This window comes from Nitratireductor sp. GZWM139 (assembly GCF_030068685.1).
Lineage (GTDB): Bacteria > Pseudomonadota > Alphaproteobacteria > Rhizobiales > Rhizobiaceae > Nitratireductor > Nitratireductor aquimarinus.
On record NZ_JAMQML010000018.1, the window covers coordinates 28,818 to 55,331 of the forward strand.

Here is a 26,514-nt window from a genome sequence, read left to right on the forward strand (position 1 = left end):
CCCCGTCCTTCGACAAGCTCAGGATGAGGACTACTGGGCTTGCGGTGTGGTTCATTCCGAACCGTTGTATTTACGGGCGTCATCAACTCAACAGCCCTCATCCTGAGCTTGTCGAAGGACGGGGGCGCTTGGCACTGAACAACAGCAACGCTTCCTTCTCCCGCGAGCGGGGAGAAGGTGCCGGCAGGCGGATGAGGGGCCTGCACCCAGCCTCGAAGAAAACTGCTGCGCCTATTCGATCCGGTCCGCCATAAGCGGGCTCAGATAGGCGTCGAAACACTCATTGAGCGTGATCTGCTCATGGTCCTCGATGGCGGGCGCGTAGAGCGCCAGGAGGTCTGCATTCGCGGTCGTCAGCGGGCAGGTGGGGTGCAGAATGAGATCGGCTTCGCGCACCGCCTCCAGCGCCTCGGCGTCCGGCGGGGGCACGGTGCGGGTCGGGTCCGCGCCGATGGAGACGTGCCGTGGCGCTTCCCTGTCCATCAGCCAGGGGAAGGGGTTCACGAAATTGAGGTTCATGACCGTGTCGAAGGTGACGCCCTGTTCCGCCTCCAGTTCGCGGATCGCGGTGATGGCCTCGTCGATGGCCATCAGATGCGCGATCTGGAAATCGAATTCCGAGTAGAACACATAGGAGGGCAGTTCCTGAATGCGGATGAAGTCCGCATAGGTCTCGCGATGCTTCGCGTAAAAGCCCATCATCTTCTCCGCCCGTGCGAGGATTTCCGGACGCATGTTGAGGCGGCCAAGTGTCTTCAAATTTTCGCTTGGCATCGTCACGTTCTTGATCGCGCCGACATAGGTGCGTGCGGCCCGCTCGGCGGTGTTCACCACTGGCGGAAGTGCTGCAGCGGCGGCAAGCAGGCCGGCGGCGATGAAGGCGCTGCGCGGTGCATCGCTCTGCCAGAGCCGCATCAGGACCGGCAGAAGCACCGGCCAGATGAAGATCAGCGCCTGGCTGCCGGTGTTCTGCGTCTCGAAGAAGATGCCTGCAAAAAGCACCACCATGATCCAGAAAGCGTCATGATCGAGGAAGCGCGCAATGGCCTGAAGGCGTGGCTTGCTGCGCAGGGTTTCTGTGAGTGTCGCGCGGTCCCGGTAGAGCATGAACAGCGCCAGAAGCCCCGCCGGCACCACGATGCCGAATGTGTGCGATGCCGCCTGCAGGAAGCGGGGCAGGAGGCTGCCTTCGTTCATCACCACGAGCGCCAGAATATCGTTGATATAGGCGAGGGTGATGCCGTTCCACAGTTGCAGAACGCCCAGAATGGCGAAGAAGATCAGCGCCGAGGCGATGGCCGTGCGGAGCTGCACGCGCCCTGCCGCAAAGGCGAAGGCGCACAGAATGCCGCCTGAGGCAAAGCCGGTGATCTTGGTCAGGAACAGCGCCGTCATGCCTGCCACGATGGAGATGAGCAGCAGGCGCTGGTCGCGCAGATAAACGAGCGCCACCGTCAGTACATAGAGAAGCTGACAGATCTGCCGGTTGTAGACGGCGAACCCGTCCGAACCCGGAAACGGATAGAACTCGCGTGTGTTGAAGGGCAGAACGGCAAAGGCGAGGAAGGGCAGGAGCAGCGCCAGAGAAACACCGCGTGACGTCCTGTCGACCTGCCACAGCGCCAGCGCCATCAGCGGTGCGGTCACAACGAAGAGCGACCAGTGCACCAGAAGCAGCGGCTGGGCGTTCGAGAAGAGTTTCACGCCGCCGGCGAACAGATAATAGCCGAGCGGTCCCACAGGAGCGAAGAAATCGGTTGCCGGAACCTGCCCGGAAAAGATCCGGTTGGCCGCATCGAAATAGATGAAGAGATCCCAGTACATCGGCCCGATGGGCACGTTGAGCGGCAGCATCAAAACGACCGCCATGGCGATGGCCGTCATGCCGAGGATGGCGATCGGACTTGTCAGGCGCATGCGCTGCCCTGCCGCCGTGCCGTGTTCTACTGCCGTTGCCATGTCGTGCCCCCGGGGTGCCTTCTGCCTGTCGTCGCGTCGTTTCTACAGAAGAGGCGATCAGAAGAAGTTAATCTGGCAGCCTGATTGGCGCTTTTGCTTAATGGCGCGCGCCGTTTCGGCAATGTCGCATTCAGGCAAAGAGGCAAAGACTTTGGCGGACTAGGATCGGTCAGGGTCAAGGTGTCATCCAGCCTGCCTGCGCGGTTGGCCGGAGTGCGATCGAGGGAGTGAGAGACCATGAAGACGAAGGCGCGGGCGGTTGTCATCGGCGGTGGCGTGGTGGGCGTGTCCACGCTCTATCATCTTGCCAAAAAGGGCTGGTCGGATGTCGTTCTGGTCGAGCGCAAGGAGCTCACTTCCGGTTCCACCTGGCATGCCGCCGGTCTGCTGCCGCTGTTCAACATGAGCTATTCGGTCGGCCAGATCCACAAATACTCGGTGAAATTCTATCAGGAGCTTCAGGAGGAAACCGGCATGAATGTCGGTTTCACCCAATGCTCCAACATTCGTCTGGCGCGCACGAAGGATCGCTGGGACGAGTACATGTACTATGCCGGCATTGCCGAAACCATCGGCATTCCGGTCAACATCCTGACGCCCGAACAGGTGAAGGAGATCTGGCCGCTTTGCGAGACCGACGGGCTCCTTGGCGCGATCCAGCATCCTGACGATGGCTATATCCAGCCTGCCGATCTGACGCAGGCGCTCGCCAAGGGCGCGCGGGATCTCGGCGCAACCATCTATCGCAACACCGCCGTCACGGCGATTGCGCAGGGCGATGACGGGACATGGACCGTGACCACCGACAAGGGCGAGATTGCCTGCGAACACGTTATCTCCTGCACCGGCAATTTTGCCCGCAGGACCGGGGCCATGGTCGGGCTCGACGTGCCGGTGATCCCGGTCGAGCACCAATACATCGTCACCGAACCGCATCCGGCCATTGTCGCGCGCAAAAAGGAAGGCCTGCCGGAAATGGGCGTCCTGCGCGAGAGCGATTCCTCCTGGTACATGCGCGAGGAGAATGGCGGCCTCCTGCTTGGGCCTTACGAAGTCGGTGCGCCCTGCTGCTATGTGGACGGCCCGACCGACGACAGCGAATACGAGCTGTTTCAGGAAGATCTCGAACGCCTCATGCCCTATGTGGAAACGGCGATCGAGCGTGTTCCGGCCTTCGGCGAGGTGGGCATCAAGAAGATCTACAATGGCGCCATCGCCTATACGCCCGACGGCTCCCCCATCATCGGCCCCGCGCCGGGGCTCAAGAATTTCTGGCTGAATGAGGGCCATTCCTTCGGCGTCACGGCGGCTGGCGGTGCAGGCTGGCAGCTTGCCGAATGGATCGTCGAGGGCGAACCCTCCATCGACATGATGGGCGTCGACCCGCGCCGTTTCGGCCCCTATGCCACCGAGGGCTATCTGCGCGAGAAAAACGAGGAGGCCTATGCCAATGTCTTCACCGTTCACTATCCCGACGAGGAGCGTTCGGCGGCGCGTCCGCTCAAGACCACGCCGAGCTATGACCGGATGAAGGCGCTGGGAGCCGTGTTCGGTTCCGTCTATGGCTGGGAGCGGCCCAACTGGTTCGCGCCCGAGGGCTATGAAGTGCCCGAAAACGACCTTGGCGTCGGTGCGGATGTGCTTCTCAAGCACAATCATGCGCCGGCGCTTGAAGATGGCCGCGTGGTGGAGAAATGGTCCTTCCGCCGCTCCAACTATTTCGAGCATGTCGGCAGTGAAGTGAAGAGTGTTCACGAGAATGTCGGCCTGCTCGATATGTCGGCCTTCGCCAAGATCGAGGTTTCGGGATCGGGCGCAAGGGCCTGGCTCGACAGTATTTTTGCCAACCGTATTCCAAAGAAGCGTGGCCGTGTGGCGCTCTGCCATCTCTTGACGAAGAATGGCGGCGTGCGGTCCGAGTTCACCGTTTATGAGTGGAAGCCCGGCCGTTTCTATCTGGTCTCCGCCGGCGCTTACGAGGCGCATGACCACGACGTGCTGTTCAAGCTTCTGCCTGACGATGGCTCGGTCGTCCTGCAACCCATCACGCAGCAATATGGCGTCTTCGTTCTTGCCGGTCCGAAAAGCCGCGATGTTCTGGCAAAGCTCACCCGCACCGGGCTTTCCAATGCTGACTTCCCGTGGCTTTCGGGAAAGCCGGTCTCCATTGGCCGGGCGAGCGCCCATGCGCTGCGCGTGAATTTCGTCGGCGAACTGGGCTGGGAACTGCACCATCCCATCGAGCAGCAGAACCTTATCTTCGATCTCATCATGGAGGCCGGTGCGGCGTTCGGCATTCGCCCCTTCGGCATCCGCGCCATGACCTCCATGGCTATCGAGAAGAGTTATCGCCTGATCCCGCGCGAACTCTCCATCGAATACACGGCGTGGGAAAGCGGGCTCGACCGTTTCGTCCATCCGGACAAGGGCGAATTCATTGGCCGTGAGGCTCTGCTCAAGCAGCGCGATGCGGGGCTTGGCTGGAACTATGTCACGCTGGAAATCGGCGGCGTGCGCGATGCCGATGCGCGCGGCAATGAGGCGATCTACAGGGCCGGTGAACTGGTGGGCCGCGCCACCCATGGCGGCTATGGTTGGCGTGTGGGAAAAAGCTTGGCGCTCGCCATGGTGCGCCCGGAACATGCGGCCGAGGGCACGGAACTGGAGATCAAAATCCTTGGTGATCTGCATCCCGCCCGGGTGATCGGCGAAAGTCCGTTCGACCCGGAGAATGCAGCCTTGCGAACCGATGGTTGAATAAAGTTGGAAGAAAGCGCGCCTTGAGCGCGCTTTTTTTTATCCAGCGATCAGGAGCATCAGACCGAAAAGTGGAATCCGGTTTTCGGTTACAGGGATGCTCCTTCAATGATGTAGATCATTCTTTGTGCGTCCAAATGGACGCACGGCGATCCAGCCGAGTTGTTAGGCGACTACGTCCAATTGCCTGATTTTTGATGCCCTGTGCATGGTTTAAACTGGGGTATGTCCATTTCGTCAAAGCCCCGGCGCTTCACGAATGGCGGTTTTCTGGCCGCTCTCCTGGCGCTCTCTTGTGCTCTTCTTGCGGGCAACCGGCCCGCAGATGCGCAGGAGGCTGTCGATGTCCAGCTCGTCCTCGCCGTGGATGTCTCCCTTTCCATGTCGGCGGGCGAGCTGGAGATCCAGCGGCGCGGCTATGCCGAGGCCATGACGCATGAAGACGTCATCAAGGCCATTCTGAGCGGCCTGCACGGCAAGATCGCGGTCACCTATTTCGAATGGGCGGGCAACTACTCGCAGCGGGTTGTCGTGCCCTGGACCCGCATCGCTTCCGTCGAAGACGCGGCCGGCTTCGCTGCCCGTCTCTCGTCCAATCCGCCGGGCAGCGCGCGGCGCACCTCGATTTCAGGTGCGCTCGATTTCGCCGGCGATCTTCTGGCCGAAAGCGGTTTTCGCAGCCTGCGGCGCGTGGTCGACATTTCCGGCGACGGCCCCAACAATCAGGGCGGCCCGGTCGTTCCGGCCCGCGACCGGCTGGTGGCGCTCGGCATAACCATCAATGGCCTGCCGCTCATGACCAATGGCGGGCTCACCACCCGTTTCGATGTCGAGGATCTGGACGCCTATTACCGCGAATGCGTGATTGGAGGGCCGGGTGCTTTTGTGGTGCCGGTCAATGAATGGGCGCAGTTTCCAGAGGCGATCCGGCGCAAGCTGGTTCTGGAGCTGGCCGGTGCGCCCGGCGAGCGCCCACCGGTGATCCGCGCCCGCTATCACGACATCTATGATTGCCTGATCGGCGAAAAGATGTGGCAGGACCGCTCCTGGATGTGGACCGATCCGTGAGTCGATTCAGAGTCTTGCGGCGACCTCTTCCAGCTGTTCTGCACATTGGCCCCAGCCTTCGTGAAACCCCATCTTCTCATGCGCTGCGACGTCTTCGGCAGACCAGTGGAGGGCGCGGGCAATGTAGCGGGTCTTTCCTTCGCCCGCATCTTCAAGCGTCAGGATCATGGTCATGAAGGGTTTGGCCGCAGGCGTCCACGCATCGGTGTAGGCGTCCGTGGTCACGATCTTCTCGTTCTCCACCACCTCAAGAAAGACGCCGGGATTGGGATATTCGTTTCCCTCCGGATCGCGCATCACGATCAGCGATTTGCCACCCGGACGCACATCGAGCTCGGCCCTGGCAATGGTCCATGGTTTCGGCACGAACCATTGTTTCAGGATTTCCGGATCGGTCCAGGCGCGGAAAATCTTTTCGCGCGGCGCTGCGATGATGCGCGCCAGCACCAGTTCATGTTCGGTTTCGGGCTTTACGTCGATTGTCTCGGTCATCGCTGTGTCTCCTGCTTCTGATATTCGAGAAACGAATGAGAGCGGCCCGATCCGACACGCCCGGCGGATTTTTTCGCTCAGGCGACCAGAAGCTGCTTTCGGTCGGCGCGCTCCTGCTGCGGCGAGCGCGCGTAGAGTTCGCGGTAGCATTTGGAGAAATGCGATGCCGAGACGAAGCCGCAGGCGACTGCCACCTCCACCACCGGCAGGGAAGACTGGATGAGGAGATGCCGCGCGCGGTCGAGCCGGATTTCGAGATAATAGCGCGCCGGAGAACGCCCCATCTCCTGCCGGAAAAGCCGTTCGATCTGGCGGCGGGAAAGCCCGACAGTCTCCGCCACCTGCACCAGCGAAAGCGGCTCGGAGAGATTGGCCTCCATCAGTTCGATAATGGTCAGAACCTTCGAGTTCTGAACGCCGAGCCGGGCTCTCAGCGGCAGGCGCTGGCGGTCGGAGGGGCTGCGCACCCGGTCGGTAAGTAACTGCTCGCAGACGCGGTTGATCAGGTTCTCGTCAAAATCCTCGCCGATCAGCTTGAGCATCATGTCCATGGCGGCGGTGCCGCCGGCGCAGGTGTAGATGTTCGCTTCGGTCTCGAACAGATCCGCATAGACATTGGCGCGCGGGAACTTTTCTGCAAAGCCCGGCAGGTTTTCCCAATGGATCGCGCAGCGCCTGTCGGTCAGAAGGCCGGCGCTGGCGAGCACATGGGCGGCCGTGCAAAGCCCGCCCAGGGTCACACCGCGATTGTATTCCTCGCGCAGCCAGGCAAACACGGTCTTGTCGCTGTAATCCTCGACATTGAGGCCGCTGCACACGATCACCATCGAGGGGCGTTCATGGCCGGTCATCATCCGCCGTTCATCGGCCAATGACGAGCTGACGGCCACTTCAACACCGTTCGATGCGCGCACCGGCAGGCCATCGGCACTCGCCAGCCGCCATTGATAGGCCGCGTAGCCCGCCATGCGGTTGGCGGCGCGCAACGGCTCAAGCGCCGCGGCAAACGCCATCATGGTGAAGTCGGGGATCAGAAAGAAAACGATGGACCGCTTGCAGCTATGCTCTTCCGCCATATTGCCTCCCGATCGCGCATGATGCTCTCTCCTCATCATGCTGCTGTCGTCAAAGCGTCATCAGGAAAAGGGTTTTCTGTCAATGCGGCAGGCGCGGGCAGTCCCAGCTTTATGTGCGCCCAACCCAACTGTTTCGTGGCGAATTCTTAAACGGTAGAACGAAAAAGCCACCGTTCCGCGTGTCGGACGGTGGCTCTGAAACGGATGGGGTAACCGGGTCGGGGAACTCAGTTCACCAGAAATCCGAAACGCGCGCCGGCCAGCGCGCCGGTTTCGCCGGGCATGGTCCTGCCAAGCCGCTGGCGTGCGAAAACCGTGTTCGGATTGGAAACCCGCCTGCGGCGGAAAATGCGTGCGAAAAGCTTCATCCTGCGCTCCATGGAAACAGCAATATCGAAAGGACAGTCGGCTCTCACCGGGCGCCTTCCATGCGTGATGGAATGGGGTCGCTCGTTCGATGGCGGGAAACTAACCGCTGCGCGGGCGCTGTTGCATGGGAAATGCGAAGCGCTCCGCCGGGAAAACGACATTTCCGGCGAAATCGTCGTGTTTTCAGTGCCACCGGAGACAAAAAAGACCCCGGTGGTTTGGCCGGGGTCTTTCAATGCAGGGATGGTCTGGCTGCGGGTGCAACTAAGCGCGTGGCGGATTTGGCCATCTCAGTCCGCGTGTCTGGTCGACGACGCGTTCTTCTTCTCCGTTGGACGGAGGCCGTATTTTGCATGATGCGTCATTGCGTCGAATTCAATCGCGAAATCACGCACCGCTTTCAGGGCTTTTCCCAGCGATATCATTGAACGCACTCCTGTTTGATGCCCCGTTGTTCAGAGCCGCGAGATGCCGCGGTTGTCCTGACCATCCGATTGAAGGCCCGTATACTGGCTGGGCCAGCCGATATCCTTGCGGATCTCTGCCGGCAATGTGCCGATCAGACGCTCGGTGCGGCGGCGGTTGAGGGCTGTGCGGTAGTGACGGACAAAATGATTGACGCGTGTGAAAACAGACATCGTCTTCTCCTTTGGTTGGCTTTCGCCTCTCGTCGTTGCCTGACGCTGTTGACTATGCCGCAAGGTTGATGTTCAATCAAACACAATCGAATGATGCTTTCGTTCAAAGTTATTGAATGGAGAACGCCATGAATGCTCCCGTCAATCATCCCGTTCCCTTATTGGAGCTGGACGTTCTGCGAACCTTCGTCGCGATTGCGGAAACGGGCAGTTTCACTGCGGCGTCCAACGCCGTCTTCCGCACGCCATCGGCGGTTTCGATGCAGATCAAGAAGCTTGAGGAAATGCTCGGGCGCTCGGTCTTCGTGCGTGACGCGCGTTCGGTATCGCTCACCTCCGACGGCGAGTTATTATTAAGCTACGCCAGAAGGCTCCTGGCGTTAAACCGTGAAGCCGTCTCGAAATTCGTCATGCCCGACATCAGCGGCATCGTACGATTAGGATCGCCGGACGATTACGGCGAGCGCATCCTGCCAAACGTCCTGAAACGTTTTGCAGAAACCCATCCTGCCATTGCCGTTGACGTGGTCATCGACCAGAGCTTCAATCTGCGCAAGCGCATGGCCAACCGGCAACTTGATCTCACCCTACTCACATGCACGGACGACTCCGCTGAAAACGGCGTGCAGATCGTCTACACCGAGCCCATCGTCTGGGCCGGCGCAAAGGGCGGAAGCGCCCATCTGCGCGAACCCTTGCCGCTCTCCATCTGGGAAGAGGGCTGCGCCTGGCGCGCCGGCGCGCTGAAGGCCATGGAAAAAGACGGCCGCGATTATCGCATCGCCTATATGAGCGCCCATACGGCAGGCCAGCGCGCCGCCATCCTTTCCGATCTCGCCATCGCGCCGCTTCCCAAATCCTTCCTGCACGGAGATCTGGTGGAACTGGGCGTCAAGGACGGGCTGCCGAAACTTGGCAATTATCACATCGGCATGGTCGTCGCGCCCGACGCTTCCGCGCCGGTAAAGGCTGCAGCCGACCACATCCGCTCCACCTTCGATGCCTTCGTGGAGGACAATCGGTCCTGATCGCGGGGAGGCCATATACGATGCGTTCGGATGATCGGCCGCAGCTTGCCGGCATTGCGCTCTCCAGCCCCGACAAGGCGCTGTTTGGCGAGGCCGGCATCAGCAAGCTGGATCTGGCGCGCCATTATGAGCGTGTCGCAGGACGCATGCTCCCGCATGTTGAAAAGCGCCTCGTCAGCCTCGTGCGCTGCCCGGACGGGCAGGGCAGTCCCTGCTTCTTCCAGCGCCATGGCGGCAAGGGCTTTCCCGAAGCGGTCGGGCGCATGGAGATCACCGAGAAGAGCGGCGAGCGCGACGACTATCTCCATATTGACGATCTCGCCGGAATCATCGCCGCCGTGCAGATGAGCACGCTGGAGTTCCATGTCTGGGGATCGCGCATTGACCGTCTCGACGCGCCGGACCGGCTGGTTTTCGATCTCGATCCGGATGAAGAACTGGATTTCGCTGCCGTTCGCAGCGCCGCCTTCGCCGTGCGCACGCGGCTTTCCGATCTCGGCCTTGAAAGTCAGCCGCTCCTGACCGGCGGCAAGGGCATTCACGTGGTCGCGCCGCTGGAGCGCCGGCGCGAATGGCCTGATGTGAAGCGTTTTGCACGCGGCTTCGCGCGCAAACTGTCAAAGGACGAGCCGGATCGCTTTCTGGCGGAAGCCTCCAAAGAGAAACGGACAGGGCGGGTCTTTGTCGACTGGCTGCGCAATGAGCGCGCCGCAACCGCCATCGCCCCCTATTCGACACGGGCAAGGCCCGGCGCGCCGGTGGCGACGCCCGTTTCATGGGCGGAACTGAAAAGCATCGAAGCCGCAAACGCCTTCACGCTTGCCGATATGGCAGAACGTCTCTCCGGGCCTGATCCCTGGGCTGAAAGCGCCCGCTGGCGTCAGTCCATCACTGCGGACATGCTCAGCGCGGTTGACGCCGGCTGATACTCAGTCGCGCCGCCGCCGCGCCGCGCGTTCTTCGCGTGAGCGTCTGCGCGGGCGCGCTTCGCCATCGCCGTTTTGCGCATCCGCCAGCTGTCGTGGCGGCAGGGAAACCCGTTCGGCCAGCCTGGGAAAGGCGTCGATCTTGTTGGGCAGCGCCATGGCGTGCACGAAATGCTCCTGGAATTTCGGCTCCAGCGCCGTCTCGATCTTTTCGATGCGCTTCACCGTCTCCTCGATTTCGCGCCGGTGGTCGCGGTTCAAAAGCGCCATGCGCGCGCCGGTGCCCGCAGCATTGCCCACAGCTGAAACCCGGTCGGGGTCGCAATCGGGAATGAGCCCCAGCACCATGGCGTAAAGCGGATCGATGAAGGAGCCGAATGCACCGGCAAAGCGGATCGTGTCCACCGTCGCCACCGCCTGCTTTTCCATCAAAAGCCTGATGCCTGCATAGAGTGCGGCCTTGGCGAGCTGGATCGCCCGCACATCGTTCTGGGTCACGGTCAGCCGTGGTCCGCTCTCCTTCAGAACGTAGGAGAAGGTGCGTCCCTCGGCGATGATGCGCGGGTTCGTCTCTGCCAGTGCTCCGTTCACCACGCCATCTTCCGAGATGATGCCGCTCAGATACATCTCCGCAATCACCTCGATGATGCCCGAACCGCAAATGCCGGTTACGCCGGTTTCGCCCAGCGCTTCGGCAAAGCCGGGCTCGTCCGACCAGAGATCGCAGCCGATCACGCGATAGCGCGGAGCGAGTGTTTCGCGGTCGATGCGCACCCGCTCGATGGCGCCGGGGGCGGCGCGCTGGCCGGCGGAAATCTCGGCGCCCTCGAAGGCAGGGCCTGTCGGCGAGGAGGCAGCCACCACGCGCGCCCGGTTGCCAAGCACGATCTCCGCATTGGTGCCCACATCGACAATCAGCATCATCTCGTCCTGCCGGTGCGGACCTTCTGCCAGCGTCACGGCAGAAGCGTCCGCGCCCACATGGCCGGCGATGCAGGGCAGGAGATAGGTTCGCGCACCGGGGTTGAGCTTCAGCCTGAGATCGTCGGCCTTGAGCTTCACCGCGCCCGACACGGCCAGCGCGAAGGGCGCGCCGCCCAGTTCCGTCGGGTCGATCCCCAGAAACAGGTGGTGCATGATGGGGTTGGCGACGAACACCGCATCGAGAATGTCATGCCGTTCGATGCCGCCATCGTCCGCCACTTTCTGCACCAGTTTCGAGATTTCCTGCCGCACGGCGCGCGTCATGGCCTCGCGCCCGTCCGGGTTCATCATCACATAGGAAACCCGGCTCATCAGGTCTTCGCCAAACCGGATCTGCGGGTTCGACGCGCCGGCAGACGCCACCACGCGGCCCGACAGAAGCGAGACGAGATGCATGGCGATGGTCGTGGAGCCGATGTCGCAGGCAAGCCCATAGGCTTCGTTCTTCAGTCCCGGCCACAGCGCCACCAGCCTTGGAATGTCGTCTTCGGTATCCTGATGCACGGCTGCGGTGACCGCCCACTGGCCGGCGCGCAGTATGCCCTGAACCTGCGCCAGCAGGTGTGCATCCACTTCCATGCGCCCAAAGCCCCAGTCCTTCTGGAGCGCTGCCTTCAGCCGGTCGAGATCGCCGAGCGGCCTGTGCATGTCGGGTTCTTCCACCTCGACATAGCAAAGGTGCATTGCCGGGCGGCGCTCGATGACGCGGGTGTCGGCGTCCTTGCGCACCACCTGCGCGTTGATGACGGCATCCTGCGGCACGTCGATGACGAGATCGCCCTCGACAGTTGCCGAACAGGAGAGGCGGCGTCCCGCCGGCATGGCGCGTTTCTCCGCATAGCGCGCCTCGCGCGGGCCGACCTTCGAGATGTGATCCTCGGAGGACGTGATCCTGTGCTTTGCGAATTGGCCTTCCTGAACCTCGATCTGGCATCGCCCGCATGTGGCGCGGCCACCGCATACGCTCTCCACATAGACGCCAAGCTGTCGCGCCGCGTCCAGAATTGTCGTGCCTTTGGGAAAGCGCCCGCGCTTGCCCGACGGCATGAAGAGAACGAGCGGGTCCTGGCTCATGGCCATCCCCGCATGCCGGGAGCCTGTGTCATGTCCGATGCCCTTATGCATGTCGGTATGTCCAAGGTTATCTCACTCCCGTGCGCGGCGCGCCTCGCGACCGCCGCGCCGCCGCCCGCTGCCCGAGGCAGGTGCTGCAGCGGGGGGCGCTGCTCCGGCCGCGGCAGGCTGATGGTCGCGATAGGTCATGATCCAGCGGGAGCAGTTGGGGTCCGTGCCGTTCAGCACATTGGCTGCACGCACCATCTCCATTTCCTGCGGGCGGCAGGGGTTCATGATGGCGCTCGTCATGCCGGCCCCGATCACCATCGGAATGAAACCGGCATTGATGCCGTGCCTGTGCGGCAGGCCGAACGAGATGTTGGAAAGCCCGCAGGTGGTGTTCACCTTCAATTCCTCGCGCAGCCGCCTGAGCAGCCGGAACACCTGCTGGCCGGCCGTGCCCATGGCGCCGATCGGCATCACCAGCGGATCGACAACGATGTCATGCGCGGGAATGCCGAAATCGGCGGCGCGCTGGACGATCTTCTTCGCCACTTCGAAGCGCACATCGGGATCTTCCGAAATGCCGGTTTCGTCATTGGAAATGGCGACCACCGGCACATCGTATCTCTTGATCAGGGGCAGGATGGCTTCCAGCTTCTCTTCTTCGCCCGTCACCGAATTCACCAGCGGACGCCCCCTGGCAGCCTTGAGCCCGGCCTCGATGGCGGCGGAAACGGAAGAGTCGATGGAGAGCGGCACGTCCACCAGCTCCTGCACGATCTCCAGCGTCTGCACCAGAAGGCCGGGTTCGGTGGCGTTGGGATCGACCGCCGTCACACCGGCATTCACGTCCAGCATGGTTGCACCGGCCGCAACTTGCGCCAGCGCATCATTCTTCACCGTCTCGAAATTGCCTGCGACCATCTCTGCGGCGAGCTTCTTGCGCCCGGTCGGGTTGATGCGCTCGCCGATCACGCAAAAGGGCTGGTCGAAGCCGATCACGACTTCCTTTGTGGCAGAGGCGACGATGGTTCGGGTCATTCACTGTCCTCCTGGGAGACATGAAACGCGCTTCATGTCGCTGATCGATGATCTCAATTCGTATCGACACTCGTTTCGCTGGCGTCTTTCACCATCTCCACGGGCCGTTCGCTCGGGTTGTCATGCAGAATATGGTCGAGCCTTTCGGCGACCAGCGCATCGTCCAGACCGGGCTCGCGCTTCCATGGCCTGCGGCCTTTCAGGACGCCTGAATCGTGCACGATCTCGGCCACGAACTCCTCCTGCCGGTAGGCCATGACATGAACGCCGGAAACGCCTTCGATCTCCTTCACCTCATTGATGATGTCGATGCACAGGCGCTTGCCTTCCTCTTTCTGGTTTTCGGCCCCTTCAAGCCGTGCGATCACGGCGTCGGGAATGTGCACGCCCGGCACATTGGTGCGGATCCAGCGTGCCGTCTTTGCCGATGCGAGCGGGCCGACACCCACAAGGATGAAGCATTTTTCATCAAGCCCCATGTCGCGCACGCGCTTCATGTATTCCCTCAGCATCGGCACATCGTAGCAATACTGGCTCTGCACGAACTGTGCGCCGGCGGCGATCTTCTTGGCGAGCCGCTGGGGGCGAAAGTCACAGGGCGGCGCGAACGGATTGATCGCCGCGCCGAGAAACACCGCCGGCGGCGTGGTGAGCCTGCGGCCCGACAGGAATTTCTCCTCGTCGCGCATGGTCCGAACGGTTTCCAGAAGCGACATGCAGTCGAGGTCGAACACGGGTTTTGCGCCCGGCTGATCGCCGGCCTGCACGCCATCGCCCGTAAGGCACATGATGTTGCTCACGCCCATGGCCGCGGCCCCCAGCACGTCGCCCTGAATGGCGATGCGGTTCCGGTCGCGGCAGGCGATCTGCATGATGGTGGCGTAGCCCATGCGCGTCAGCAGCGCGCAGATGCCCATGGACGACATGTGGCAGTTCGCGCCCGACGCATCCACCGCGTTGATGCCGTCCACCCAGCCGTCGAAGATCGCCGCCCGCTCGTAGACATCCTGCGCATTGGCGCTGTCGGGCGGGTTCAGCTCTGCTGTCACCGCAAATTCGCCGCGCCGCAGAACGCGTTCCAGCCGCCCGCGCGAGGCGTGGCCGGGCAGGGGCTCCAGCGGCAGGTCGACGCCTTCGGGGTTCTCATCGATCTGCGGCGGGCGCGGGCTCATGCGGCACTGCTCCCGGCTGCATTTTCGCGTTCCTGTGCGGCCCGCGCCGTCACCCGCAGCCAGGCCGAGCTCTCCCGCAGTGACTGATCCACGGGCTTCTGCACGTCGAGGATCGCATCGCCATTCCGCATTGCCTGTGCGCCTTCCCAGGCCTTCACCCACACGCAGGGCATGTCCGGCTCCACCTCGCAGTGCCCATTGGCCCGCACGCCCCCGCAGGGGCCGTTGCGCAACTGTTTCGGGCAGTTCATCGGGCACGACATGCCGGTGGAGGAGAGGATGCACTGGCCGCACATGCGGCAGTCGAACATCAGGCCCTTCACCTGCCGTTCAACAAATTTTACCGGCTTTTCAGCCCGCGCATAGCCGACGGCGTTCCAGAACGGATGCAGCGCCAGAAACAGGCTGGAGAAGCGCGCATAGACCCATTCGAGAAACCGCGCATGCCGAACCGACCAGCGCCGCATCGTGTAGCGTCTTTGCACACGCCGCAGCGGCGACACGTCAGCCGGCCGGTAGGCAAGCCGCTCGCGGGTTTTCTTAACCAGCGTCGCCTGGGTTACCGTGGTCGTTTTTGTGCTGTCATTTCCCGTCATGACCGCCTGCCTTGACGAGCGCCACGAGGCGCGCCCTGTCATAATCGCGCTCGATGGTTTCGAGTGCTCTGTCGGCTTCCGCCTCCAGATCGTCGCTGACGGAAACCGGATCGCCGCGCCGCCACTCGGCCAGATAGGCGTCGCTGTCGCGCGCGCCCACCCGCATGGCGCACATGTCTATCGCCTCGGTGAAGCGCAGCGGCAGTTCGCGCCTGGCGTTCTGCCGTCCTTTCCGGACGATCACCTGCGCGGGGATATCACGCCAGTATACCACGATCAGATTGGCCATAAGCGCTTGTTCCTTCCTCCGTTTTCAGCATTGCCGAATGCACTGCGCGCCCGCTTGCTGGCGGGCGACGCGCGCGCATTCAAATGCGACGTGGAAGAAGGTGGAACGGCAACAGTCCGGATCGTCCTTTATGCGTCCTGTGGGACGCACAAGGGCGATCTAGTGCATCACGGCGCCGGCCATCATGCTGGCGCCGACCACGACGCCGGCAATCACCAGAAGCGAAAGCACGCCGCATGTGATGGCGATGCTGAGAAGGATGCCGTCACGCTCCGAAAGCGCGAGGCCCACCAGCACGCAGGAAAAGGCCGGGAACCAGTTGCCGAGCGGAATCGGCAGCGTCACCGCAATCGAGAGAACCAGCGCAATGAGGCCTATGACCCGGTCTGCATGGTCCCGCGCAAACGGCCAGTAACGCGGCTTGATCAGCCGTTCGACGAGGATCAGCCGGGGAATGAAGCGCTCGCTCATATGGCGAAACTTGTCGGCCCCGATGGATTTGTTGAGCAGGAAGTTGGGCAGCCAGACGGTACGGTTGCCCATCACCATCTGGATCGCAATCAGCACCAGCGGCGGTCCCAGGATCACCGTGCTGCCGGGCGGGAAAGGCAGGAGATTGAGGCAGGCGAAGAACACGAAAAGCGTCGCAAAGCTGCGATCGCCGAGCGCCTGGCGGATTTCGCCGATGGAAACCTTGTCTTCTGCACGTTTTGCCAGGTCGCGGAAAATGCGCGACAGCCGGCGCGGCGGCAGCTCAGCGGGCGGTGCGCCCAACACCGTGTCCAAGTCCGTTCCCTCAGCTTTCATCGTACTCGTCTTGCCCGCCCTGCGAATCCCAAAGGGGACGTCAAACAGTCTTGTTCGAATGCCGTTAAGCCTTCATGACAATGGCTGCAAGCTTCCGCCCCCATCCGATATGTTATTGCGCCCGTCGAATTTCCATGATGTCGAGGATGGATTCTCGCTCCGGCGCTGGAAATTCAATGCGCCATTGCGCTTCGCCGTCGCGGAAAACATAGCCCACCTGATCGGTGTCGCGCCCTGCGCCATAGGCGGGCGGTTGATCGCCGCTCACCGAAAAGACGCCGAGATAGATCATGCGCGAATCGCCATCGTCGAAAAAATGGCCGTCCGTCAGCTGCGATCCGGTCAGCTTTTCAAAGAACCAGCCCGATCCGTCGTCGCTGACCTCGCACCCGAACCAGCCATAGGCGATGAGTGGCGCAAGCCCCCCGGTCTTGATGGTGCGGCATTGCCACGCGCCGGAGAGGTCGAGCCCCTGAAAGGAGCGCTTCTGCCGCCCGTCTATCTCGTCGAGTAGCGCGATGTCTTCTGCCGCGCCGCCGGCTCTGGCCTGTTTGAAAGCCTCGCCGCGCATCCGCTCATAGGCATCAAGCCGCGCCGCATCGCGATAGGTGATCTTCTGTACGACCGTGTCTTTCTCAAAACCGGCCCGCTCCATGTCGAGTTTTTCCTGAACCAGCGACTGGGCATTGGCCGCGCCGGCCATGAGGCCGAGCGCCAGTGAAATGGTGATGAGACGGTGCATGAGTTTCTCCGGAACGCAGGTCAGCAAAGCACCGCCAATGTAACCATTTCATGGCGGTTTCCGAAGCGTCAGTGCTTTTGCAGCGCCCCCGCAAGGGCTGCCGGCAGGTCGCCATACCCGGTTTGCCGCTTTTCATAAGCGAGGCAAAGCAGGCGCGCCGCCTTCTGCGCCACGGCCTCAAGCGCAGGATCTTCCGTTTGCGCCAGATAGACAAGCTTTTGATAATTGCCGAAAAAGTCCTGAATGAGCTCCGGGTGCCGGTCGAGCCCCATCGGCTTCATGAAGAAGGCGTCGAACTGGCGGCAGAGAAAATCCGTCATGTAGAAGGAGAGCATGTCCGCCTCGGCAACCGCTTCAAAGCGGGAAAGCCCCTGGTAGAAGGCGAAGCAGTGCGGGCCTTCTATGCGTTCCACCCCATGCTTTTCGCAAACCCGGTCGAGCCCGCCGCCCGTGCCGCAATCGGCATAGCCCGCGAAAATGTGGCGATAGCCCTGCGCACGCGCCTCCCGGATGGCTTTGTCCATGGCAGGCGCGATGCGCTCGGGACGGTAGTGAAATTCCGCCGGCAGGCAGGTGAGTTCCAGATGGTCGAAGCCGTAGCGGTCGCGCACCGCAAGGATTTCGCGCGCAATCATCCCGCAAGCGATGACAAGAACGCGCTCCGGGACGGGAACTTTCGCGGGGCTGAGAACTTTTTCCGGTTTTGCGCGTTCATTCATCGTGGCGGCCCAGTCTGTTCGGGCGGTCTATCCGTGAGGGAGATAAACCATGAAACTTTCCACTCTTTCCCGTCTGGCGATCCTCGTTCTGGTCGCAGGCTCTGCAGCCGGCTGCGCCAACACGATCCGCGGCGTCGGTCAGGATACGGCCAATGCGGTCGATGCGACCCAGAATGCCGGTCGCAATGTCGTGCGCGCCGCCAACTGACATTTCGGGCAACACCCGGCCTTGAAGCATTTCGGGCACCGCCCGGCCTTGAAGAAGGTCAGGCGCCGGCCGTCAGATTGTGCTTGCGCCTGATCAGTTCCTTGGCGGTTTCCACCGTCACCGCCGCATCGCGGCAATAGGCGTCCGCGCCCACGGCCTGGCCAAATTCCTCGTTGAGCGGCGCTCCGCCCACCAGAACGATGTAATTGTCGCGGATGCCCTTTTCCTTCATCGTGTCGATCACGACCTTCATATAGGGCATGGTCGTCGTCAGCAGCGCCGACATGCCGACAATGTCGGGCTGGTGCTCTTCGATTGCCGCCAGATAGTTCTCGACCGGGTTGTTGATGCCGATGTCGATCACGTCGAAGCCCGCGCCCTCCATCATCATGCTGACGAGGTTCTTGCCGATGTCGTGAATGTCGCCCTTCACGGTGCCGATCACCATCTTGCCCTGTTTGGGTGCGCCGGTTTCGGCCAGAAGGGGCCTCAGGATCGCCATGCCAGCTTTCATGGCGTTGGCTGACAAAAGCACTTCGGGAACGAACAGAATGCCGTCGCGGAAATCCTCGCCGACGATCCGCATGCCTTCGACCAGCGCTTTTGTCAGAACCTCATAGGGCTTCCAGCCCCGGTCCAGAAGAATGCGCGTGCCTTCCTCGATCTCCTCCCTGAGCCCGTCATAGAGGTCGTCATGCATCTGCTGCACGAGTTCGTCGTCCGCAAGCTCGGACAGGATGATCTCGTCGTCGGACATTCTCTGGCTCCCGCTGCTCACATTGCGCGGGCAGGGCTTCCCGTTCCGCGCTCCGGATTGCTCGCAAACATGCGTCTCAAAGGAGAATAGGGCGCGATCTGCCGGTTCCCATGGCTGATTTGCGACCTGCAGCGCAGGGAAAGCGACGGGGGAGGGGCGGCTGGTATCTTTCCCCCGCTTCGGATGGCGCGCGTTCGCGGGTTCGGAAGGCGATAAAACTGTTAACCATGATCAGGAATAAATGCAACTTTAGATTACATTCTTCTTTTCTAAAATGCTTCCCATGGTAGTGTTTCTTCAAGGGGCGGCCCACGCGTATCAAGTAGGAGTCGCATATGCGTATGTCCCTTGTGGCGGGTGCCGTTCTCACGGTGCTTGCTTCACCATCCATCGCCTTTGCCGCCAGTGGCGTTATCCCGTTCCGTGGGGAGGTTAATTCCACCTGTGTCATTACGGTGGATTCTCCGGGAACCCTGGGTATCAGCGGTGATTTTACCGTCTTGAGTTCCGATTTGAGCGGCGGCATAGCCGGTCGCGCATCCGTTCTGGCGACGGGCGCGGGATACTCCTTGTCGACCACGGCGCCGACCGCATTTTCCTCGGCGCCGCCGACCGGCAATGCTCATGTAACTTTTGCATCCAAGTATACGACGACGGGCGCGACCAGCGTGACGGATATTCCTGGTCCAACTTTGACCCCACTTTCAACGGGCCTCACGATGGCTAGCGTCGACCTCACGGCGACGAAGTCCACGGGGATCTTTGCCGTCGGCACCTACATCGCCGACGTCACGATCACCTGCGAGTAGGAGGCAGCCATGATGGCGAAGTTTGTCGCGGCGATCGTCGTTCTGGCGACGGTCACGCCTGCCGCAGCACAATCCATGACACCAATGCGCGGGGAGATCAGAAGCTTCTCCGACAGCTTCGCCGTGCGGGTTCGCCCGCACAATCCGTACCGCCATCGCATTGAGGTGGCGGTGCGGGTCTACGACGAGGATTTCCGACCGATTGCGGCGAAGGTCGTACCCTCAAAAATGATGCTGGGGAGCGATGTGTCGCGTCCTGTTCTGGTCTCCGTCGATTTCGGCGAGAGCAGAACCAGACGCGTGCGGATTTGCACGGAGAGCATTCCCTTTCCCGATCAGAAAACGAGGATTAGAGCCCAGATATGTGGACGCTTCATCGCTTACCGCGCCAATTGAGCGTGGCCCTGTGTTTCCTGCTGGCTGGTGCGGCCGCCAGCCATGCAGAGGATCAGTACATCATCAATCAGAACCAGACAGGCGTGACCCTGCCGGGTGTCACAATGCCGAACGGGTTTGACGAAGTGCGTGCCGCAGACGGCACCACCTGTCGCGCTTCCATGTCCGGTTCCGGCGCGTATCTCGACTCCGGCGTCATTGGCGGGGCCAACGACAACGTGTCGGCCTATGGCCGTCTCGTTGTGCCCTTGGGAGAACGACCAACGCGCCTTAACTGCGACCGGCTTTATCAGCTGGAGATCGAGCGGCTGGAGCTTGAGGTTCAGCTCATGCGGCAGGGGCTGGACCCGCGCATGAGTTCCCGGTCATCGGGCAGTTGGGCGAGCGACGCCTCCTGGACCAACAAGGGCAGGCGCTGAAAAGCGCCTGCCTACTTTAAAGCAGATATGCAATGTTCCTTTATTTCATTTGACGATCTCTTTGGTTTGAGGAATTCTATATTTATTTTTCAAATGAGGTTTAAAGTGAAGTATTTATTTTCATTATTGTTATTATTACCCTATTCAACATCTGCCTCTGCATTGGAGGCCAATATTCCGTTCAAAGCAGTGATCGATGATACATGCAGCGTGGAGTTTCAGACCCCAGGCAAACTGGCGCGCGATGGCTTCTATGCGCTCGATTCTGCAGCGTCTGGCGGTCGCGCCGGTGTTGCCGCCATTTACACCACCTCGTCTGGTTTCAAGGTCAATCTGCGCAACCCGAAGAACTTCACCACCGCGCCCGCTGGTGATGCGTCTGCGACATTCACTTCCAGCTACAAAACCAGCGGTGGAACAACGACTTCCAGTGTTTCAGGGGCGACGAAGACCCCGCTGGAAATGGGCGTGACAAATGTCGTTGTAAACCTGCGCGCAGTCTCTCAGAAGTCGATCTTTCACAAGGGAAAATACGAAACCTTTGTCACGGTCGTTTGCGAGTAGGCACGGCCATGCTCCGGTTTGTCATGATGTTCGGTGCCGCTCTCGCCGCATCGACGCCACCTGCATTTTCGCAGTCAATGTCTCCCATGCGCGGTGTGGTCCGTAGCTATACGGACAGCTTTGCCGTCCGCGTTTATCCGCAAAACCCTTACAGCCACCGGATCGACGTCGCCGTGCGCGTTTACGATGCCGAATTCCGGCCCGTGAAAGCACGCGTGACGCCGCAGATTTTTACGCTCGGAGCAAAACAGTCGCGTCCGGTTGTTGTTGTGGTCAATTTCGAAGGCGAGCGCGAACGTCGCGTGCGGATATGCACGGAAAGCATCCCGTTTCCCGAAGCTCATCTTGGTATGAAGGCACAGATATGCGGAAAGTTCATTGCACACCGGCTGTGATCGGTTTGGCCGTCTGCATGGCCTCTCTAGCGGGTGGAGCCAGAGCAAGCGAGCAGGTCTATGCCGTCAGGCAGAACCACAGTGGTTTCGCCCTGCCGGGGGTCGTCTCACCCAATGGATATGACGAAGTTCGCGCGGCCGACGGCACGACGTGTCACTCATCGATATCCAGTGGCGGAAGCTATTTCGATACGGGCGTCATCAGCGATTCCCTGAACTCGCCCGACAAATCGCTGTCGGCTTATGGCCGGTTGGTCATTCCCCTGGGCGAACGGCCGAAGCGTCTCAATTGCGACCGGCTCTATCAACTCGAACTGCGGCGGTTGCAGCTTGAGGTCAAGCTTCTGGAACAGGGGCTTGATCCGCGGATGATCGGTCACCAGCCCGCAGACCGGGCAGACTGGTCGGAAAGCGGGGGCTGGACCGATGCCGGGCAAAGATGATGCGCCCTGACGTCCACAAGCCATGCCCTGCGACCGGCAGACCAGTTGCGACACCGCGTGCCGCTTGCGGAATGGAAGTCCATGCTGCAAACGCTAGGCTTGTGTTAGCACGATTGCTTGAGGACCCCTGACAGGGAGCTTGTGGGATGACGGTGATGGCTGGAGACGACGAAGCACAGGATCGGCCACGTCGTGGACGGGCAGGGCGTGGCGAGCGCGGTGGTGCGGCGGCCCGCAGGGCGGCGAGGGCCGGTGCAGGGCCCGGGCCGCAGCTGACCTATATTCGCCGCACGCTCAGGCCCTTCGAGGTTCTGGACGAAGAAGCGCTGGCCTTGATCGAGGCCAATGCCGATACGGTTCTCGAAGAGATTGGCATCGAGTTTCGCGACGATCCCGAGGCGCTCTCCATGTGGAAGGAGGCAGGTGCGGATGTGCAGGGCGACCGGGTGCATTTCCCCAAAGGGCTCTGCCGCGCGCTCCTGAAAACCGCGCCTTCCACCTTCACCCAGCATGCACGCAATCCCGAGCGCTCGGTCGAGATTGGCGGCAACACCACCGTATTCGCGCCGGTCTATGGCCCGCCCTTCGTGCGCGATCTCGATGGCGCGCGCCGTTATGCAACGATCGAGGATTTCCGCAATTTCGTGAAGCTCGCCTATATGGCGCCGTCCATTCATCATTCGGGCGGCACTGTCTGCGAACCGGTCGATGTGCCGGTCAACAAGCGGCATCTCGACATGGTGTTTGCGCATATGCGCTACTCCGACAAGCCCTTCATGGGCTCGGTAACAGCGCCGGATCGCGCCGAGGACACGGTGTCGATGGCCCGCATCCTGTTCGGCGAGAAGTTCGTCGATGAGAATGCGGTGGTGATCAACCTGATCAACGCCAATTCGCCCATGGTGTTTGACGAGACCATGCTGGGCGCGGCCAAGGTTTATGCGCGGGCCAATCAGGCCTGTATCGTCACGCCCTTCATTCTGGCCGGCGCCATGAGCCCGGTAACCGTGATCGGCACGCTGACGCAGGTTCTGGCCGAGGTCATGGCGGGCGCAGCCTTCACGCAGCTGGTGCGCCCCGGCGCGCCGGTTCTGTTCGGCACCTTCGCCTCGTCCATTTCCATGCAGTCGGGCGCGCCGACCTTTGGCACGCCGGAGCCCTCGCTGGTCTCCTACGGCGCAGCACAGCTCGCCCGCCGGCTGGGATTGCCGTTCCGTACGGGTGGTTCGCTGACGGGGTCCAAGATCCCCGACGCGCAGGCTGCCTATGAGAGCGCGAACACGCTGAACTCGACCGTTATGTCGGGCACCAATTTCGTGCTCCACGCCGCTGGCTGGCTGGAGGGCGGGCTGGTGTCGTCCTATGAGAAATTCATGATGGACATCGACCAGCTGGGCATGCAGCAGCGCTTTTGCGAGCCGCTGGATGTTTCGGAGAACGGGCAGGCCATGGACGCCATTCGCGAAGTGGGGCCGGGCAGCCATTATCTTGGATGCGCCCACACCCAGGCCAATTTCCAGGCCGCTTTCTACCGCTCTTCCATCGCCGACAACAATTCCTATGAACAGTGGGCGGCGGAAGGCGAGAAGGCGGCGCATCAGCGGGCGAACCAGCTCGCCCGCAACTGGCTGGAAGCCTATGAAGCGCCCCCGCTCGATGCGGGTATCGAAGAGGGGCTTCTGGACTTCATCGCCCGGCGCAAGGAATCGATGCCCGACGCCTTCACCTGAGCGCACCGGGCATCCGAAATCAGCCGGCCGGGAAGGCCTTGAGCGTGCGCCCGTCGACAGTCTGGAGGACGAGTGCGCCCTCGGGCGTCATGGTGAAGAAGATGACGTCTGCGAGAATCTCCAGGAATTTCTGTTCCTGATTCATCAGCGCTTCCGCGCAGGCCATGCGGGTCAACGCGGCCTGGCTGATGGTCAGCCTGCCATTGTCTTCTTCCCATCCGGCCGTGTAGCGATTGCACGAGGCGTTGCCGGCGACCCGGCCATCTTCGCCGAAGGTCACCGTGACATTTGAACTGTCGATGATGCCGCCGCCATCAATGTCCTCGACCACCCATTCGGTGCCCGTGATCTTGTCCATGCCGACAACGCCGAACGGGGCCGGGGCCTCGTAGGGCTTCATGATCAGCGTGCCCAGATCGATCTCGGTCTGGGCAATGTCGATGGTGACGGGCTCGGAGATCCAGCCGGGCTGGAGGCCATCAAGAATGCCGCCGCGCAGCTGATAGGTTCCGTCCTTGTCGAGCGTTTCCCGGTCGACCGAAAGCGTGAAGGGGATCGGCACCTGCCGGCCTTCCGTTGCAATGCGCGTCTCCGCTGCGACCGACTGCGAAGCGTCTGCGTCAGCCTCGCGCAGCTCGACGATGGCGAGGGCGTCTTCCGGCAGCGCGATCCGCGCGAAATAGGTCAGCTCACCGGTGATTTTCAGCATGCTCTCCTCCTGTGCGAAGGACGGTGCGCTCCAGATCGTGGTGGACAGAAGAGCAAGGCCAAGAAGAACCGAACGGCGTTGAAAGGACATGGAAACCTCGAATTTGAACGTGTTGTCGACTCTATACTCTAGCCGACATTCCGGATGAGCAATTGTTTTGCACTGTATTGTGACGTGATTGCGTTGATAGCGGCGCGAATGCGTCCTGCTTTGCGTGCGGATGCTTGCGCGCCCACTGAACGGCCTTATGATGCCGGCATTGGCGCGTTCGCGCCAGATTTCAGCATCCGGAGACTTTTGATGGAAAAGCGCCGTCTTGGACGCAGCGACCTCCTTGTTTCGCAGATTTGCCTGGGCACGATGACCTTTGGCGAACAGAACACCGAGGCAGAAGGCCACGAACAGATGGACCGCGCCGTCGAGCGTGGTGTGAATTTCCTCGACATGGCGGAACTCTATCCCATCCCGCCCAAAGCCGAGACACAGGGGCGCACCGAGCGCTATGTGGGCACATGGATGAAAGAGCGCGGCAACCGCGATCAGCTCATCATCGCCTCCAAGGTGATCGGCCGCACCGACAATGAATGGTTTCGCGGCGACCGTCCGTCGAAGCTCGTTCGCGCCGATATCATGGACGCCATCGACAAGTCGCTGGCGCGGCTTCAGACGGACTATATCGACCTCTATCAGATCCACTGGCCGGACCGGGAAAACCCTTTCGGTTCCAACCCCACGCGGGTGACCGCGTTGAACGAGCCGCTGGCCGACGAGACGCCGATTGCAGAGACGCTGGCCGTGTTCGACGATCTGGTGAAGGCTGGCAAAATCCGCCATTTCGGTCTGTCGAACGAAAGCTCCTGGGGCGTGATGCGCTACGTCGCCGAAGCCGACAAGGGCGTTGGTCCGCGTGTGGTTTCGCTCCAGAACGCCTACAGCCTGGTCAACCGCACCTATGAGGTGAACCTTGCCGAAACCTGCCAGCGCGAAGAAGTGGGCCTGCTTGCCTATTCGCCGCTGGCGCAGGGCTATCTGACCGGGAAATACGACGATGGCGCGCTGCCGGAAGGGTCGCGCAAGGCGCTGTTTGACCGTCTCAAACGCTATGAGAAGCTTGGCGCGCAGGATGCGGTCAAGGCTTACAACACCATGGCGCGCGCGTTCGGGTTGACGCCGGCCGCTTTTGCGCATGCCTTCGTCAATTCGCGCCCCTTCATGACGTCGAACATTATTGGCGCGACCAAGATGGAGCAGCTCGAAGAGGCGCTTGATGCGCTCGATGTGCGCTGGACCGAGGAAATGCAGACTGCCGTTGATGATCTGCATCAGAAAATCGGCAATCCCAGCCCCTAGAGCGTTTCCGCTTTTCGTTGAATCGCGAAAACGCTCTAATGTACTGATTTTGCACAATTCCGGACGGAAAACCGGTTTCCACTTTTCCTGGAATTGCTTTAGATAATGTCGGTTGCGGTGTTGCCGCAGTTGATGTGAAACAACGAAAAACCCCTGCCGTGTGGGAACATGGCAGGGGTTTTTGTCTGTCTGTCGCGCCGTAAGGTTCAGACCGTGCCGGGCTGCGGCTGGCCTGCGCCCAGAACAACCATGCGGGCGCCGCGTGGAACGCGCTTGTAGAGATCCATGATGTCGTGGTTCAGCAGGCGGATACAGCCCGAGGACACCGACTTGCCGATGGACCACGGCTCGGTGGTGCCGTGGATGCGGTAGAGCGTGTCCTTGCCATCCTTGTAGAGGTAGAGCGCACGCGAACCGAGCGGGTTGGTGAGGCCGCCCAGCATGCCGGCTGCCAGCGGCCGATAGCGCTCCGGCTCGCGCTCGATCATGGCGAGGGTGGGGGCCCAGTTCGGCCATTCGGCCTTGCGGCCGATCACGCCATCGCCTTCGTATTCGAGGCCGGCCTTGGCAACGCCGATGCCGTAGCGCATGGCCTTGCCGTTTTCCATGACCAGGTAGAGGAAGCGGTTGCCCGGATCGATGACAATCGTGCCCACGGGCTCGCTGGTCGGGTAGTCGACCATCTGGCGCAGATACTGGCGGTCGATCTTGGTCACGTCCACCGCAGGGATGACGATGCCGTTGTCTTCGATCTCGCCATACATGTCCTGATAATAGGAGAGCATCGGCCATGGGGCGTTTGCAGAGGTGCCGGGCCCGCTGCCGGTGGTGGTGCATGCCGCCGCGAAGGCGGGCAGAAGCAACAGCAGGAACACCCGCGCGCCGCGATTGGCTGCGCGTGCAACAGTGGTGTGGAACAAGGAAACTCTCCTTAAGTGTAAAATACCGGTCGGTTTTTGATGTCTTTCGCCCCGAAGGCGCGGCTGCGCAGAGGCGTTGCGGGGCACTTGCC

Annotated in this window: 29 protein-coding genes; 13 read left to right on the forward strand and 16 right to left on the reverse strand. The window is 61.5% G+C overall.

The window, feature by feature from the left end:
* Positions 1-231: 231 nt before the first annotated feature.
* Entirely contained in the window at positions 232-1,959 is a 1,728-nt protein-coding gene (locus tag NDI72_RS18745) for a hypothetical protein (protein WP_283801375.1), read from the reverse strand.
* Positions 1,960-2,196: 237 nt separating this feature from the next.
* Here NDI72_RS18745 and NDI72_RS18750 point away from each other — a divergent pair, with 237 nt between their 5' ends.
* Both NDI72_RS18750 and NDI72_RS18755 read left to right on the forward strand, forming a co-directional pair.
* A complete protein-coding gene (locus tag NDI72_RS18750; RefSeq protein ID WP_283801376.1) occupies positions 2,197-4,716 on the forward strand; it encodes a GcvT family protein in 2,520 nt (839 codons plus the stop codon).
* Between the two features lie 225 nt (positions 4,717-4,941).
* Positions 4,942-5,784, forward strand: coding sequence for a DUF1194 domain-containing protein (locus NDI72_RS18755; protein ID WP_206554560.1), 843 nt, complete (start codon positions 4,942-4,944; stop codon positions 5,782-5,784).
* Positions 5,785-5,790: 6 nt separating this feature from the next.
* Here NDI72_RS18755 and NDI72_RS18760 read toward each other — a convergent pair whose 3' ends face one another.
* The 4 genes from NDI72_RS18760 to NDI72_RS18775 all read right to left on the reverse strand — a co-directional run bounded on the left by NDI72_RS18760 (position 5,791) and on the right by NDI72_RS18775 (position 8,359).
* A complete protein-coding gene (locus NDI72_RS18760) occupies positions 5,791-6,276 on the reverse strand; it encodes an SRPBCC family protein (protein ID WP_113155564.1) in 486 nt (161 codons plus the stop codon).
* A gap of 77 nt (positions 6,277-6,353) precedes the next feature.
* Positions 6,354-7,352 (reverse strand): GlxA family transcriptional regulator, encoded by a 999-nt coding sequence (locus tag NDI72_RS18765; RefSeq protein ID WP_113155563.1) that lies wholly within the window; start codon positions 7,350-7,352, stop codon positions 6,354-6,356.
* Between the two features lie 227 nt (positions 7,353-7,579).
* Positions 7,580-7,720, reverse strand: coding sequence for a hypothetical protein (locus NDI72_RS18770; protein WP_206543832.1), 141 nt, complete (start codon positions 7,718-7,720; stop codon positions 7,580-7,582).
* Positions 7,721-8,176: 456 nt separating this feature from the next.
* Positions 8,177-8,359: a hypothetical protein gene (locus NDI72_RS18775; RefSeq protein WP_206543831.1), complete on the reverse strand. Its 183-nt coding sequence runs from the start codon at positions 8,357-8,359 to the stop codon at positions 8,177-8,179.
* Positions 8,360-8,487: 128 nt separating this feature from the next.
* Here NDI72_RS18775 and NDI72_RS18780 point away from each other — a divergent pair, with 128 nt between their 5' ends.
* Together NDI72_RS18780 and ligD are read left to right on the forward strand one after the other, a co-directional pair.
* Entirely contained in the window at positions 8,488-9,387 is a 900-nt protein-coding gene (locus NDI72_RS18780) for a LysR substrate-binding domain-containing protein (RefSeq protein ID WP_283801380.1), read from the forward strand.
* A gap of 20 nt (positions 9,388-9,407) precedes the next feature.
* A complete protein-coding gene (gene ligD, locus NDI72_RS18785; RefSeq protein ID WP_283801381.1) occupies positions 9,408-10,313 on the forward strand; it encodes a non-homologous end-joining DNA ligase in 906 nt (301 codons plus the stop codon).
* Positions 10,314-10,316: 3 nt separating this feature from the next.
* Here the strand turns inward: ligD and NDI72_RS18790 are convergent, their stop codons facing one another.
* From NDI72_RS18790 to NDI72_RS18825, 8 genes are all read right to left on the reverse strand, one after another.
* A complete protein-coding gene (locus NDI72_RS18790; protein ID WP_283801383.1) occupies positions 10,317-12,371 on the reverse strand; it encodes an ASKHA domain-containing protein in 2,055 nt (684 codons plus the stop codon).
* Positions 12,372-12,443: 72 nt separating this feature from the next.
* On the reverse strand, positions 12,444-13,397 hold the full coding sequence (locus NDI72_RS18795; RefSeq protein ID WP_283801384.1) for a methyltetrahydrofolate cobalamin methyltransferase: 954 nt from the start codon (positions 13,395-13,397) through the stop codon (positions 12,444-12,446).
* Positions 13,398-13,450: 53 nt separating this feature from the next.
* Positions 13,451-14,569, reverse strand: a complete 1,119-nt coding sequence (locus NDI72_RS18800; protein ID WP_206548833.1) for a methylenetetrahydrofolate reductase — start codon at positions 14,567-14,569, stop codon at positions 13,451-13,453.
* The gene (locus tag NDI72_RS18805; protein ID WP_206548834.1) at positions 14,566-15,165 is read right to left on the reverse strand and encodes a methylenetetrahydrofolate reductase C-terminal domain-containing protein; all 600 of its coding nucleotides are present in this window, start codon (positions 15,163-15,165) and stop codon (positions 14,566-14,568) included. Before NDI72_RS18805 ends, NDI72_RS18800 begins: the two co-directional genes overlap by 4 nt.
* Complete coding sequence (locus NDI72_RS18810) at positions 15,152-15,454, reverse strand: virulence factor (RefSeq protein ID WP_206543824.1); 303 nt, start codon at positions 15,452-15,454, stop codon at positions 15,152-15,154. Before NDI72_RS18810 ends, NDI72_RS18805 begins: the two co-directional genes overlap by 14 nt.
* A 159-nt stretch (positions 15,455-15,613) precedes the next feature.
* Positions 15,614-16,231, reverse strand: coding sequence for an exopolysaccharide biosynthesis protein (locus NDI72_RS18815; protein WP_224873593.1), 618 nt, complete (start codon positions 16,229-16,231; stop codon positions 15,614-15,616).
* Positions 16,232-16,373: 142 nt separating this feature from the next.
* Positions 16,374-17,003, reverse strand: coding sequence for a DUF4893 domain-containing protein (locus NDI72_RS18820; protein ID WP_283801385.1), 630 nt, complete (start codon positions 17,001-17,003; stop codon positions 16,374-16,376).
* A 68-nt stretch (positions 17,004-17,071) separates the two neighbouring features.
* A complete protein-coding gene (locus NDI72_RS18825; protein WP_283801386.1) occupies positions 17,072-17,722 on the reverse strand; it encodes a DUF1638 domain-containing protein in 651 nt (216 codons plus the stop codon).
* Positions 17,723-17,771: 49 nt separating this feature from the next.
* Between NDI72_RS18825 and NDI72_RS18830 the strand changes: the two genes are divergently transcribed.
* Entirely contained in the window at positions 17,772-17,930 is a 159-nt protein-coding gene (locus NDI72_RS18830) for an entericidin domain-containing protein (RefSeq protein WP_113155552.1), read from the forward strand.
* A 58-nt stretch (positions 17,931-17,988) separates the two neighbouring features.
* Here the strand turns inward: NDI72_RS18830 and NDI72_RS18835 are convergent, their stop codons facing one another.
* On the reverse strand, positions 17,989-18,687 hold the full coding sequence (locus NDI72_RS18835; RefSeq protein WP_283801388.1) for a cobalamin B12-binding domain-containing protein: 699 nt from the start codon (positions 18,685-18,687) through the stop codon (positions 17,989-17,991).
* Between the two features lie 335 nt (positions 18,688-19,022).
* On the opposite strand from NDI72_RS18835, the gene NDI72_RS18840 reads away from it, so the two are divergent.
* The 7 genes from NDI72_RS18840 (at position 19,023) to NDI72_RS18870 (ending at position 23,443) form a co-directional block, all read left to right on the forward strand.
* Positions 19,023-19,496 carry a hypothetical protein gene (locus NDI72_RS18840; RefSeq protein ID WP_224873591.1) on the forward strand — a complete coding sequence of 158 codons (474 nt, stop codon included), beginning with the start codon at positions 19,023-19,025 and terminating at the stop codon, positions 19,494-19,496.
* A gap of 9 nt (positions 19,497-19,505) precedes the next feature.
* Positions 19,506-19,892 (forward strand): hypothetical protein, encoded by a 387-nt coding sequence (locus NDI72_RS18845; protein WP_206543821.1) that lies wholly within the window; start codon positions 19,506-19,508, stop codon positions 19,890-19,892.
* Complete coding sequence (locus NDI72_RS18850) at positions 19,859-20,311, forward strand: hypothetical protein (RefSeq protein WP_222474228.1); 453 nt, start codon at positions 19,859-19,861, stop codon at positions 20,309-20,311. Before NDI72_RS18845 ends, NDI72_RS18850 begins: the two co-directional genes overlap by 34 nt.
* 105 nt (positions 20,312-20,416) lie before the next feature.
* Complete coding sequence (locus NDI72_RS18855; RefSeq protein WP_162742329.1) at positions 20,417-20,875, forward strand: hypothetical protein; 459 nt, start codon at positions 20,417-20,419, stop codon at positions 20,873-20,875.
* Between the two features lie 8 nt (positions 20,876-20,883).
* Positions 20,884-21,270 (forward strand): hypothetical protein, encoded by a 387-nt coding sequence (locus tag NDI72_RS18860; protein ID WP_113155548.1) that lies wholly within the window; start codon positions 20,884-20,886, stop codon positions 21,268-21,270.
* A gap of 17 nt (positions 21,271-21,287) precedes the next feature.
* Positions 21,288-21,713 carry a hypothetical protein gene (locus tag NDI72_RS18865; RefSeq protein ID WP_113156357.1) on the forward strand — a complete coding sequence of 142 codons (426 nt, stop codon included), beginning with the start codon at positions 21,288-21,290 and terminating at the stop codon, positions 21,711-21,713.
* A 155-nt stretch (positions 21,714-21,868) separates the two neighbouring features.
* Complete coding sequence (locus NDI72_RS18870) at positions 21,869-23,443, forward strand: trimethylamine methyltransferase family protein (protein WP_283801391.1); 1,575 nt, start codon at positions 21,869-21,871, stop codon at positions 23,441-23,443.
* Between the two features lie 19 nt (positions 23,444-23,462).
* On the opposite strand, the gene NDI72_RS18875 is transcribed toward NDI72_RS18870, so the two are convergent.
* Positions 23,463-24,242, reverse strand: a complete 780-nt coding sequence (locus NDI72_RS18875; protein WP_283801393.1) for an META domain-containing protein — start codon at positions 24,240-24,242, stop codon at positions 23,463-23,465.
* 210 nt (positions 24,243-24,452) lie between these two features.
* On the opposite strand from NDI72_RS18875, the gene NDI72_RS18880 reads away from it, so the two are divergent.
* Positions 24,453-25,502, forward strand: a complete 1,050-nt coding sequence (locus tag NDI72_RS18880) for an aldo/keto reductase (RefSeq protein ID WP_113155546.1) — start codon at positions 24,453-24,455, stop codon at positions 25,500-25,502.
* Between the two features lie 206 nt (positions 25,503-25,708).
* On the opposite strand, the gene NDI72_RS18885 is transcribed toward NDI72_RS18880, so the two are convergent.
* The gene (locus NDI72_RS18885) at positions 25,709-26,422 is read right to left on the reverse strand and encodes a L,D-transpeptidase (protein WP_236042258.1); all 714 of its coding nucleotides are present in this window, start codon (positions 26,420-26,422) and stop codon (positions 25,709-25,711) included.
* Between the last annotated feature and the right edge of the window lie 92 nt (positions 26,423-26,514).